13 protein-coding genes are annotated in these 12,424 nt (G+C 45.3%); 3 read left to right on the top strand and 10 right to left on the bottom strand.

Annotated elements, in window-relative coordinates:
* Nucleotides 1-67 precede the first annotated feature (67 nt).
* Together FJQ58_RS02780 and FJQ58_RS02775 are read left to right on the top strand one after the other, a co-directional pair.
* Entirely contained in the window at nucleotides 68-925 is an 858-nt protein-coding gene (locus tag FJQ58_RS02780; protein WP_139990908.1) for a hypothetical protein, read from the top strand.
* Between the two features lie 24 nt (nucleotides 926-949).
* Complete coding sequence (locus FJQ58_RS02775) at nucleotides 950-1,588, top strand: pentapeptide repeat-containing protein (protein WP_139990907.1); 639 nt, start codon at nucleotides 950-952, stop codon at nucleotides 1,586-1,588.
* A 50-nt stretch (nucleotides 1,589-1,638) separates the two neighbouring features.
* On the opposite strand, the gene FJQ58_RS02770 is transcribed toward FJQ58_RS02775, so the two are convergent.
* From FJQ58_RS02770 to FJQ58_RS02745, 6 genes are all read right to left on the bottom strand, one after another.
* A complete protein-coding gene (locus FJQ58_RS02770; RefSeq protein ID WP_139990906.1) occupies nucleotides 1,639-2,028 on the bottom strand; it encodes a hypothetical protein in 390 nt (129 codons plus the stop codon).
* 90 nt (nucleotides 2,029-2,118) lie between these two features.
* Entirely contained in the window at nucleotides 2,119-2,712 is a 594-nt protein-coding gene (locus FJQ58_RS02765; protein WP_139990905.1) for a hypothetical protein, read from the bottom strand.
* Nucleotides 2,713-2,724: 12 nt separating this feature from the next.
* Nucleotides 2,725-3,336, bottom strand: a complete 612-nt coding sequence (locus tag FJQ58_RS02760; protein WP_139990904.1) for a DUF4304 domain-containing protein — start codon at nucleotides 3,334-3,336, stop codon at nucleotides 2,725-2,727.
* A 201-nt stretch (nucleotides 3,337-3,537) separates the two neighbouring features.
* Entirely contained in the window at nucleotides 3,538-4,002 is a 465-nt protein-coding gene (locus FJQ58_RS02755) for a phage tail protein (protein WP_139990924.1), read from the bottom strand.
* Nucleotides 4,003-4,087: 85 nt separating this feature from the next.
* Nucleotides 4,088-4,585, bottom strand: coding sequence for a DinB family protein (locus FJQ58_RS02750; protein ID WP_139990903.1), 498 nt, complete (start codon nucleotides 4,583-4,585; stop codon nucleotides 4,088-4,090).
* Nucleotides 4,586-4,700: 115 nt separating this feature from the next.
* Nucleotides 4,701-5,072: a MerR family transcriptional regulator gene (locus FJQ58_RS02745; protein ID WP_139990902.1), complete on the bottom strand. Its 372-nt coding sequence runs from the start codon at nucleotides 5,070-5,072 to the stop codon at nucleotides 4,701-4,703.
* Nucleotides 5,073-5,212: 140 nt separating this feature from the next.
* Here FJQ58_RS02745 and FJQ58_RS02740 point away from each other — a divergent pair, with 140 nt between their 5' ends.
* The gene (locus FJQ58_RS02740; protein WP_139990901.1) at nucleotides 5,213-5,971 is read left to right on the top strand and encodes an SDR family NAD(P)-dependent oxidoreductase; all 759 of its coding nucleotides are present in this window, start codon (nucleotides 5,213-5,215) and stop codon (nucleotides 5,969-5,971) included.
* A gap of 150 nt (nucleotides 5,972-6,121) precedes the next feature.
* Here the strand turns inward: FJQ58_RS02740 and FJQ58_RS02735 are convergent, their stop codons facing one another.
* The 4 genes from FJQ58_RS02735 to FJQ58_RS02720 all read right to left on the bottom strand — a co-directional run bounded on the left by FJQ58_RS02735 (nucleotide 6,122) and on the right by FJQ58_RS02720 (nucleotide 12,414).
* The gene (locus tag FJQ58_RS02735; protein WP_139990923.1) at nucleotides 6,122-7,330 is read right to left on the bottom strand and encodes a hypothetical protein; all 1,209 of its coding nucleotides are present in this window, start codon (nucleotides 7,328-7,330) and stop codon (nucleotides 6,122-6,124) included.
* A gap of 87 nt (nucleotides 7,331-7,417) precedes the next feature.
* The gene (locus tag FJQ58_RS02730; protein WP_139990900.1) at nucleotides 7,418-8,812 is read right to left on the bottom strand and encodes a hypothetical protein; all 1,395 of its coding nucleotides are present in this window, start codon (nucleotides 8,810-8,812) and stop codon (nucleotides 7,418-7,420) included.
* 41 nt (nucleotides 8,813-8,853) lie between these two features.
* Nucleotides 8,854-10,242, bottom strand: a complete 1,389-nt coding sequence (locus FJQ58_RS02725; RefSeq protein ID WP_139990899.1) for an SMI1/KNR4 family protein — start codon at nucleotides 10,240-10,242, stop codon at nucleotides 8,854-8,856.
* Between the two features lie 204 nt (nucleotides 10,243-10,446).
* Nucleotides 10,447-12,414, bottom strand: coding sequence for an S-layer homology domain-containing protein (locus FJQ58_RS02720; RefSeq protein WP_139990898.1), 1,968 nt, complete (start codon nucleotides 12,412-12,414; stop codon nucleotides 10,447-10,449).
* Nucleotides 12,415-12,424: the final 10 nt, after the last annotated feature.

The raw sequence follows: 12,424 nt of genomic DNA, 5'->3' as shown, positions 1-12,424 counted from the left end.
AAAGTATTCGATATAATAAATAGATGTGTGAAGCTAAAATAAACAAACGGGTAGAGGTGGACTCATTTTGAAAATTTATGGTTCGACCACGCATGACTTAAATCTATACATAAGTCCCAAGCAGCATAACGATAAGCCTGCTTTAGTCACGGGTACCGTGCCTGAACTGTCGCATGATGCCGATACTTTAAAGATCAGTCCCGCTGCCAGGCAATTGGCGGCTTCCGACATTGTAAATCATTCGGCTGCCTATTTTGGAACCGTCCAAATTAACGATTCGCTAAACCGTCTTCTCGCAGATCAGCCCTCTGAGGTGAAGGAGGCTGTGTACGGCATCATTCAGTCCAACTTTATTAACGACGTATCCGGTGAAGAAGAACGGGCAGCATTATTAGAATTGGGGCTTACTCAAGCTCAGTACCTTGCAGACAACTACATGAAAGAGAATGATGCGGAACAATTTCTGGATACGATTCGACAGATTGGAGCCATCTCCAAAACAAGAACCGTAGACCCGGATACAAAAGCAGTTCATTACGAAACGCCGCCGCAAAAGCCTATTGGCGCTCCTGAAGACTATATAAGCTTAAGCGATATGATGCGTAAATTTGAGCCCGAAACGCTGGACAAGCTTCAAGGAGCTATTTTGAACGGGAAAGACTGGAATAGCATCTTGCAAACCTTTGCTAAAAAAGTTTCAACAAATAAGGATTGGGTGAAGGAATACAGAGAAGAAGAAGCCAATAAGAGCTGGAACATCGTCGTTGATAACAGATTCGATCATGCCTCTACCGCCAGCTTGACTGATTTTGTCAAAGACATCATGAATACCATTGCCGAAGGTGAATATAAAAATACTGATTTTTTAAAAGACAATATAGAGGCTTTTAAGCGCACACTGGAGAGCTCCAATAGGGCAAAATAGCCTAAAAAGGGGGGGATTATTATTTTGAGCAAGAAGCAATTCGTTGCAAGATGGGAAGACGAGCAAATCGCTAATGCGAATCAGGCTTTAGCCGCTGTTGCGGGCAAACAAAACTTGCATAAGAAAGATCGATCCTTCCCAACCTCCCCATTCGGCCAGACTGCTGACGGTCTAGAGGATTTTCGGGGCATCGTGCTGACAGCGTCGATCCAGTATATGACTATACAAGGTATCGATCTTTCTTATGCACAATTTGTGGATGTTTCAAGCCTGAACACTTCCGCGTTTACCAATTGCTATTTTAACGGAGTTAAGCTGGATAGCCGATATGTGAACCGTGAATTCAGTCGCTGTTCGTTTCGAGGCGCAAAGCTAAATAGTGCCCGAATTGGCGAGCGATTCGAGGATTGCGACTTTACAGGAAGCAATTTAAGCAAAGCTATAGCAAACGATGCATTATTCATTCGATGCTGTTTTTCCGAATCCAACTTTCGCGGCGCTATGTTTATGTATTGCCGGTTTGAGGATTGCAGCTTTGAAGGAGCTGCTTTTCATAACGGCTCGCTCGCTGGAAGCCGCTTTACAGGAGAAACCGACTTGCTTCCCGCTTGGGGAAATACGATACTGGACAACGTTAGGGTCAATGGAGATCGGCTGGCTTAACCCTCAGACTCTAAGATGAAGTAAACTTTAGCCTGATAAACTTGGGGGCTTTAAGGAAAAATGATTTCTCCGTCATTGCTGCTGACATTAAAAAAGCCTACCTGGTGTTTTAAAGCTAATTTCCGCATGGTCGTATAGGCTTCCTCCGCAACCGAATAAGCAAAAGCCGCATAAATGACGGCGGAGCCGAGCGAGTAGTCAGTCAACCGATTATCTGTCCCGGCCTCCTCCATCGCTTCAAATATCTCATCTTCTACATTCATATTGGGAAAATGCTCCGACAGCTCCCCGAAGAAGCGCTGCAGCGCCTCCGAGCAGAAGGAACAATCATTATAATTATGGTCTTCCGACCACTGCACTTGCTGCTCATACCATCCCATAAACGCAGTCCTATCCTTTGGCGCCTTAGACGGCTCAAAAGCCATTAAATCATAGCTCATTGAATTCCTCTCCTTTATACCCTATAAACCGGCGTCCTCAGCCACTCTTATACACCGATACTCTTCAGAAACTGAAGCAACGAGCCTTTTCTATACGGCGCCTGTGTTTTTAGAATAAAATTCATATTCCCTAAATTGATCCCTTAAACTTTCTTCATGTGGAATCCACTCTGAATCACTCCATAAAGGTAGCTTCAGGAGTTCCTCCAGCTGATCTACAGCTTGAAATGGGGTCGTCATGCTTATGAGCCTGCTGAAATATTCTTCGTCAATTTGCAACATGTTTCGCAAGTAATCATCCTGAAGACGCTCTTCTAGGAGCCCATATTCATCCCTCGTCCACTCTTCACAAAAGATTTTTTCGGCTTTAATTTCGCCATCCTCAAAAACCGACAACTCGAATATTTCCTCATTAATATATCCCGCGGTCATTACCGGCTCCTGAATAATCCCAGATAACCTTTTGCCAACCTTTTTCACGGTCCCCCATACAAAATATTCATGGAGAACACTGATCCAATTCTCATTGCTTTTGCTTACGTACATAACGATTGGAATCGGCTGAGCCTCGTGATTCGATACGCCTAATACTTCGGAGTGCCCTTCGCTTAGCTCTCTTAAGGCTTCCATGGTCTTCTCCAAATTTTCCGACTTAATATGCAGATTTGCGAATGATCTTCCCACAAGTTGCCCTCCTCAAGTTACTTTAAAGTCCACTCCGTATTTGTCGAAGATGGCCCTGTACTTATTTTCAAAGATGGCCCATCGGTTTTCTGCTCCGTGCTTTTCCTGCAAGGCGTTTAAATATTGTTTCGCTTGTGCTATATCATTCGATTGCAGCAGCAAATGAAAGCTCTCTTCGCCCAGATGCAAATATGGACCGGAAATATAATAATCCACAATGGATCTGGCACTAGTCATCTCATCATAGAAATGAATAACATCTTCCAATCCGCTTATCAGCGTTCTGCCCAGTTCTTCCCCATTTGTATCGGAAGTAATTGCAAATCGATTCGGAGCGCCTAGGGCTATTTCTTCGATTCTTGCTCTGAAGTGACATTCCACTTCCTTTGGCGCCGTCAAAGTTTCTTTTGATTGAATCTGTGCCAGCTCTTCCGCATATATGCCGCAGTTCACATAAAACATCACATTGTCCGCCGAATTGCCGGAGGATTTTTGAAAATTGATAATATAGATGAGGCCTTCCGTTTTTTTACTGAAATTCAAACTTTTCTTTGCAAAGCCATGCTCGGCTAGAAACGGCTTTACATCCTGCTTAATCAGATCGTTAAAGAGCTGCTGCAACACAATCCCTCCTAGGTAAAATGGCTTTTGCAGCCTCAATCTGGGTTAATCTTTCATCTATTATTTATTTTATAGCAATCGTTTTTCCCGAGTCTACCTACTTTTTACCTGAATATTGGAAATTCTGTCTATCCCCATAGTAAACAGAGCCATCCCGCAGAAGGATGACCCTAATTTTTTCTTTTGTTTGCCTATATGCTTATTTTAATATTCTTTTTTAATTACAAAAAATGAACCTCGAATGGTTCCTGCCAGTTTAGACTTCTGCCTAGCGAACTTAAACTTCTCTTCCAGCTCCTTTGGTATCTCCATCCCCTCAGAAAGCTTAAAACCAACGGCCCGCTTCTTAGGGTCATCAACCGTATACATGACGTTGATCGCAAGACCATCCTCATAAAAGACATAGGTGAATTTTATATTTTCCACTTGAAACTGTGACGTTTCTAAAGGCTTGGCTGCAAACTCAATATCACGTTCTTCTTTTAAAATCCGGTTCACATAAACTAGAGCTTCCTTGCTTTCGCTAGCTTGTACAACCGTAAATTCATGCTTGTATTTGTTCATAAAGTAACGGGCTTCATTAGCACGTAAACCGGCTAGCGCTTCTACTACAGGTGAAGACTCTAAACCAACCGTAGATACATTTTTAAAATCAACAATGTAGGACATTTCCATCGCTCCTTTCCTCCATTATATCCAAAAATACATGCCGTTATATATAATAATGTTCACCGTATCCTCTATTGAGCAAAAGTCAAAGCGGTGGCGTTATTCCTATCTGCGCCCACCCCTCCTTGGAAGGGCCGTATACGGCAGGTATGGATAACCCGGCTTGGCGCATCAGTACCGTAACCTGACCCCGATGGTGAACGATGTGCTTGATCAACCCCATAAAGATCGTCGCGTTGGACTCCGTTCTTCCGAACGCATTTTGGGTATGTTTTAGCATATCATCCGTCCATCGCTCTTGAAGAGCATTCGTTGCCTGAGAGCTTACCGTTTTAAAAACCTCTGTAATTTCCTTTGCGGATGGCACTACGTTCGAATTTGGCACTTTGGCTATCGGGACTCCGAATTCCGTTAAATAATCCGGGATGTTCGTGACGAAATGCCATGCGATTCTTCCCAATGTGCGTCCTTCGGGATAAACCTGCTGCAAAAGCGCTTCATCGGTCAAGCTTTCTAATATTTTTTCGGTCAATACGGCTTCGCGCTTCCATTCAATGATCAAATCTTCAACTGTACAATACATGTTTTCATCTCCCTCAAATCCATTTTAATCGCTAATAGTGACAGTCTTTGTCATGGTTATATTTTTAGCCGACCCAAGAAAAGACTTCGACTATCCATCTGTTGTCGTCGCCTGCTTATCCAATGCCTGTCCCTTTAGCAATAGAATTTTTGTAGGCTGCAATTTTGTCTCCAAGTATCTTCTCTGTGGCTGTTAAGTTGTTAATTTGATTCTGAACAGAGTTTCTATGCTCTTCGAGAAGGTTCAAGCGGGCTTGAGCCGTATGGTCGCCTTGTAAATATAACTGCGCGTATTCTCTAATTTGTACAATTGGCATTTGGGTTTGTTTCAGCCTCATTACAAATCGCAGCCAAGCGAGGTTAGAGTCGTCATATATTCTTTCTCCATTTGCATTACGTATCGGAGCAATAATCTTTTCCTTTTCATAATATCGCAGTGTATGTGCAGTTATCCCTAATAGTTTGGCTACATCGCTGATTGTATACATACACGCCCCCCCGAATTTATATTAGTTTTAAGCATCTCCCCTAAATATAAAAAACATTTGACTTAGAGTAAACTCTAACCTATATAATTAAGCCGTTGTTGGCACATCATATATTCTTATAGAAAACGGGAGGACGTCACATGAAATATACTGTAGTTACAGGTGCAAGCTCGGGTATAGGTTATGAAACTGCTCTAGCTTTTGCAGCTCGCGGCAAAAACTTAATTGTTGCAGCCCGTAGAGAAGAACAGCTGGAAGAATTAAAGTCTGAAATTTCTCGTATCTACCCTGATGTGGATGTCATCGTTCGTGCGACAGACTTATCCGTTTCCGAGAATGCTTATAAGCTTTATGAAAGTCTACAGGGTTTCCAGATTGAAACTTGGATTAACAATGCGGGGTTTGGCAATTTTGCTTCAGTCGCCCAGCAAGATTTAGATAAAATATCTGCAATGCTGCATCTGAACATAGAATCGTTGACAATACTCTCCTCTCTTTTCGTTCGCGACTACTCCGATATTGAAGGAACACAATTAATTAACGTTTCATCCGGTGGCGGCTATACGATTGTGGGAAATGCCATTACGTACTGCGCAACTAAATTCTATGTCAGTGCCTTTACTGAAGGGCTCTCTCATGAGTTGAAAAGTAAAGCTGCACTTATGCAAGCTAAAGTGTTAGCGCCTGCCGCAACAGAAACAGAATTCGCGAAGCGCTCATTTGATGTCTCCGAATTCGAATATCACGGGACTGTGCCGAAGTTCCATACGGCGAAGGAAATGGCTAGATTCATGCTTGACCTTTATGACAACGATCGCGTTGTTGGAATTGTTAATGGTTTAACATACGAGTTTGAGCTAAGAGATACCATTTATAATTATGTAGCAAGCACGCGATAAGCTCATCTCGAAAAAACAAGTTACGAAACATGGCCACCCTTCAACGGATGGCCATGCTTGGGCAATCATATGGTCTTGTACGGCGTTCACCAATCAACCTAGTCATGTCCAGAGGGAAATTTTCAGTACCCATTAATTTCTTTAGTTCATTTAGTAATCGCGTGCTGCATCGAACCAGCGTTGAGCCATCTCCTCTGTTATAGGCTCTCCAATCAGGTGGTCAGACTGGCTAAGTTGCCATACCGCTTCACCTAGATCTTCCCGTTCTGTCGTTTCAATGCCTTTGAGAGTGTTAAAGCGAACAGTGAAGGCGGTAATGGCTGCCTCTGCATCAGCAAAGCTGCGGGCCTCCGCCAAGGTTGCCTTTGCAGCATCGTAAGCTTCATTAGCCTGCTTGGCCATACGTTTAGGCCAAGACGAGAACGGTCGGCCGTACTCAGTCGTCCACCACTCAGGCTTTCGCATCTGGCTCACTGAGGCATGCTCGGTCCACGGGCGGATTTTAGCACGTGTTTTCATTTGCTGTTTTAGCCGCTTGCCAGCGCTCTCTTCCACATTATAAGCAATAAAACGGTCAAGCAACGGCCATTCGTCTAATGACGGCAAGTCCTTCAGGTCAGGCATGAAGCGCAGCTCCAAATTCGTTAACTGGGCATGACGAGCCAATAAGTCCATATCACAAAAGTTCCCCCACAAACTCAGTGAGTTAAGATTTGGAAACCGATGTAGACACTCCAACGAGATGGGCTGTACCAGCGGTGCGTTTTGGAGAGTCAGGCTCGTTACCTGCTGCAACTCACCCAGGTCGGGCACCAAGAACGGAGTATCATTCTTGCGTCGGCTAGTACGCGGCGCTAGCGTCAGAGAAAACGGTACGTTTCCATCGGCCGAAAAACGTGATAGATCGCCAGAAATACTCAGGCGGAAGCTCTGCTTTGGAAGCTTCAGCCTCAGAGATTCCTTTGACTGGTCCAAATTGATATGCAAGCCATGCAAATTGGACTGACTTGCGTCCACAAGCGTATCCGCAGAGAGAATTGGAGTCCACGTCATCTCTTCAATGGGACGTTTCTGCGCCCAGTCAAAGAAGCCGGCGTCACTGCCTGTATAATGTAGAAATCGCGGCCAAGGAGAGCCCGCCGGCGTTGCAAAGACATCAAATGCGGTCCAATCGATGTTCGTCTCAGGCGCGACGTGAAGGTCTGCCTTCTTCCCCAATGGCGAAGGTCCAATGGATAGACTGCCCACACCGGGCTGAATAACAAGCGTGTGGCTACGAGGACCTGTCAGGTCGATAGGGTAACGACCAGCTTCTCGAACAGAACCCTCAGAAAGACGAGCTTCGTTATCATTTGACATTTCTATCATCCTTTCTTCTAAAACGTATCCCGTCATTTTGACCGACAGAGCTCTCATCTCCGGGCATTCATATTGCAATCCTGCCATCTAACTATTTACGCCTGCCTCTATCTTCTGAGCCATAAACAGTTTGAATCTTGAAAAATACCGCTCTGATGCCTCCCATCGCCTAAGGTCCAAAAAGGACATGTCCTGCATGCCATATTGATTGGGCGGCTGATAATATCGGGAAACATAAGATTCATTATCCAATGTATAAAAATAATACGCCTCATCCGGGGTCTTAATTTCAATCCGGGCAGGTAGATAGTCACCATCCTCATCCACATGCGCTTCACGGAAGCTGTAATATTTTGAACCATCCCACCACCCGTCATTTCCCTCCTCTTCCAAATATAATTCCCGAATGACAGGGTGTTGCAAAATGTCTTGCACATATGGTACCTCAATGTTTCGTAAATAAAGCTCAGCCATATTAACGCAGGTCAGCAGCATCGTCCAGCAGTCGCTAAGCTCCGCTAGCTGTTCCTGAGACTCTTCTGTAAAGCCCTCCCACTCAGCTCCTTCGTCTATGCTTCTCCTCAACAAACCGAGCGAATGATCTTGCTCCAGCCAAATATAATAATGATGTCGGTTATCTTGCATATAAACACTGAGATCCCGTTGATCTCCGTCGGTATCCATATGCTCCAGTTGAACTTTAATAAATGTGCCTTGCTCCTGAAATTCAAAAAAGAATTTGTCCTTGGGCATTAGAATACACTGAGTCAATTTCAAAATATTTTCCTCATTGATCGTGTTATGGGTAAAATATAAATGAACAGGTTTCTTGCTCGTGGGAAATTCATTCATTACTTTTAAAGCGGAGCGCCCTTCTACAATAACATTCACTAACGTGCAAAAAGAAAAGCCCGTGTCCTCCTCATCCATATCCAGAAATACCTCATCGATTAACACCTCATGAATGTCCACCGGAAGCTCCTGAAATACGCCGTCACCCTCCCACACATTGACTAAACATGCGATCGATTTCTGCCCGTCCACTTTGAAGCTGTACTCGTCATCCTGAACTAAAACCGCAGCGCTAAGATCGCCTTTAACAATCGTTTCCCCATGGTTGTAGCTGCCGCACAATATTTCCTCAATCATTAGATTACCCGAAACATAAATTTCCTGGCCGCCGACAGCTATATTTTTGGCACTCAAATGACCGATGACCATCAGCCCTATGGCACCATCTGTTTCTTTATTATAGAGCTGGTCAACCGTACAATTTCCATCTATAAAAATGATAATGACCTCTTTTTGTTGCGGAAAAGGCTGCTCCCAATCCAGATTAAGAGAAGGCAGCGTCAAATCTCCCTTATAATAAGCGGCAAGTTGCCCGTCATTGAAATCCTGGTAAAACCTTGCCCACCAAGATCCCTCCGGAAATTTTTCTGCAAGTTGACTTACAGGAACGAATTGGAAAAGATCTCTCATGCGTTACTTCCCTTCATTTTAAAATTTCCATTATTTTTCCTTTAGTCCGATTCGTGGTACGATTCATCCAGCCGTGCAATAACTTCTGAGCGGGCTTGATCTGTAAAGCGAATCACCCCATTTTCCTGAACAATTAACCCTTCCCGTATCCGCCCATCCAACCAGTCACTAATCCAGCCGGGAGCATACCCGCCTTGACCAAACTCGCCGCCAAAAGCGATCATATTCTCATATACATCCAAATATTGCTGACGGCTCGTATTCGGATAAGAGTTCGTGTACAGCCAGAACTGCACATCGTACATCAAAGCAGAAAGCTCATCCGCATGAAAAGAAAAGTGTCCCTTCTCTTCAACAATTCGAGTACAGACTGTACGGATCTTTTGCTCAAGCTGGTCCACCTCAGGCACTTGGCTGCACAGCTGTTCTAACAAGGGCGAAAATTTGCCAACGGCTACTTTACGCAAATCCTCCTCTTTATCTTCCTGAGAGGTATCGTATTCCTCTTCACTGACCAGGCCGCGTATAAACGTCTCAAAGTCCTCGGCTAGAAACGTAATCTCGTAATTATCCTCCTGATCCACATGAATCACTTCGGGTTCGCCGTCCCTCCCGCAGTTCCGGTAATCCAGCATTACAACATCATGGCCTGCCGAAGGGCAGTCACAAATCACCACGCCGATGTCAGGATAACCCCATTCCTCAATCATGAACGAGCTGCCAAGATCGCCGCCGATGGAGTAGCTTTTGTCGCGGCCGATGCCCATGATGCCCGTAATCGCAATGTGATCCTCGGCCCATGAGGTCGCCTCCTCCGTCGGAAAACAAGTAGGATAAGGAACTCCCCCATTGTGCTGCTTCATCAGACTGATATACGAGGCGGGAAGCTTGTAACCAAGCTCTTCTTCTAAAGAAACAATCAGCTCATCCGTAGGCGGGGCAGAAACATATTCTCTTAGCGCATAATCGCTATCGTCCCAAAAATCGGACAGGTCCATTCCTTCAAAAGGAGCTACAGCCGTTCCCGAATTATTATGCTGCTCCCTCATAGCCCGTCTGGCCGCAGCGTGCTGCACTTTGCGTAGCTTGCGCTGGCTGTAGTTCAGTAACCTAGCCGTATTCTCATCGTCAGGATCGAGGTTATGGGCGATACTTAGCACTCTCACTGCTTCCTCATATTGATTTAAATAGTAGTAGGAATAGCCCACACGAAAATGCCATAGATGGTCATTCCGCCCCTGTTCCTCAATTACTGCAAACTGTTCAAGCGCTTCTTCATACCGCCCCAAATTGTTATATGCTCTTCCTAGGCTGCTGACCACCTCGTAGTCTCTGTCCTCTGGAGCAATCTCCGTCAGGGTGTCTGCAATCTTCTGGTGCTCATCATCTTCATGCCACTGCGCCAGCTGCGCGATTAGTTCTTTGTCCATGGTCTACCTCCCCAAGCATATAATTAAGCTGCTAGAATATAACGCATTATGGTTTTCCCTATTCTACCAGATGGGGTGTAGGTATTGGAAATTGGTATAAAGAATCATATTTTCATCCAAGTGTCATAAAGTGCTGTTAATTTGGTCACAAAAAAAAAGGCTGCTTTGAATTTTGACTTCAAAGCAGCCTTTCTCCAGATTCCTCTAATTGCTCTTTTGTTCCTGCATTTTCAAAAGTACTGTTACGGCCTCTGCTCTTGTCATTTTATCTCCAGGAGCAAATTGGTTTGCGCTTTTGCCTTCGATAATGCCCAGTTTTTTCAGTGCCGCCACTGTGCCTTTCGCCCAGTCTGGAATATCTTTATCGTCTGCGAAACCAGATGATGCAGCCGCTCCGTCAGCCAGGTTCAAGGCTTTTGCGATCATTACCGTCATTTCTGCACGAGTGATTTCCGCATTCGGGCGGAAGGAGCCGTCTTCATAGCCATTAATAATACCCGCGCTCACTGCCTGTGCGACAGATTTCTGTGCCCAGGAGCCGATTTTGGCACTGTCGCTGAACGTCAGCTCTGCTCCATTCAGTTGCAATTTGAGCGCGTTCATTAGCATAACCGCAAATTCTGCGCGGGTAACGGTACGGCCCGGCTTAAACGTGCCGTCTGGATAGCCGCTGACGATGCCGGCGCTTACCGCTTGCTTGATGCTAGCTTGCGCCCAGTGTGCGGCGATATCGCTGAAGCTCACTGTTGCCGGAGGGGCAGCATCCGCTACCGCAAATACAGCATATTTTGCGACGTGATTAACATCTACGGTAATGTTGCTGCCGCTAACGGTGCCGCCAATTTTTACCCATTCCTTCTTTAATTCATCATAATAAAAGACGACCGGCTTCTCATTGCTTTTCAAGCTATTTGGAACAAATTTAAGAGAGAGCGTAACAGGTTTGTCAAAGTTCTCCGTAAAGTTTTTCACAATTTCGAATACCGGGCTGAGCAAAACGTCCTTGCTCGTAATTAGCGCCTGTATGTTAGTGACTTTGTTAATCCTTAATTCCAGCTCTTTGCGGGTTGCATTAGCGGGAATAACAATTTTAATCTCATCTCCAAGGCTAACCTCTCCCACTTTACCAGCGGGAAGTGTTAAATTGCCATCTGTGGAGGTGACCTTAGAGTCCGTCACTGTGGGGCCTGGATTGTATGAGCCGCCGCCATCGCCGCTTGTTGCGACTATCATGCTTTCGCTAACATTCGAAATATTCCCCAGCATATCGACAGCTTTTGCGGTATAGGTATATGTCTTCGAAGCAGAAAGCCCCGTATCGACATACGTACTTTCCGCCGTTTCCACAATGAGCGTCCCATCACGATAAATCATATATTTGGCCACGCCGGAATCATCGTTTGCGGCAAGATGAAGTGTGATCGAGTTTGCTGTTTTTGCGCTCGATGTGATGGTTACCTGATTCGGTGCGGTCGTATCCGCAAGAACCCCGTATGTGGAGAAATGGCTGACCGTCGTCTCGATGCCATCGTCAGTTACTCGAGAAGCGTTGTATTCCCACTTGCCAGTAGACACGTTGTAATAATAAATTGCGAGTTTACTCCGATCAGAGCTCTCGTCATAGCCGAGTGTAATCTGTACGGGTTGTGTAATGGTTATACCTTCAAATTGAAAGTCGATAACCTGTCCGGCTCTAGCGAGTTTAACCTCTCCGGACGGCGCGGCGTTTGATTCTTGTACCGTCAATGTCGCCCCTTCGGGAATCATTAATTCGTCAGGCAGCCTAATTACGAGCCCGCCTGGGTACATAAGCGTACGTACCGAAGAGTCTAACTTCATCGGCACTCCCATAATACCTTCTCGGATAATCGTAATCACGTATGTCGTGTTTGAGCCGTCTTGAGCCGTCACTGTAATCTTAATAGGGTTAGGTCCGACGGCCAAGCTCGAAGCATTGTAGGAATATACGTCACCCGTTTCCGAATTGTAGGTCGCCCCCGTAACCGTTAGCGATTGCGTAGGGTCCCCTTTGCTCAGGAAAAGATAAAGGCTTGAAACTGAATTCTCCACAACTACGGCATAAGTCGTCTGTAATGGTAAAAAATTGAGCGTCCCCTGATCCGATGACAAGGCGGACAGTAATGCGTTCGATGACCGCCATTGCGCATACAAGGTGACGTTC

This window comes from Paenibacillus paridis, from assembly GCF_006345825.1.
Classification (GTDB): Bacteria; Bacillota; Bacilli; order Paenibacillales; family Paenibacillaceae; genus Pristimantibacillus; species Pristimantibacillus paridis.
Note: the sequence above shows the minus strand (reverse complement) of the source record. Positions and strands in the feature narration are given on the sequence as shown.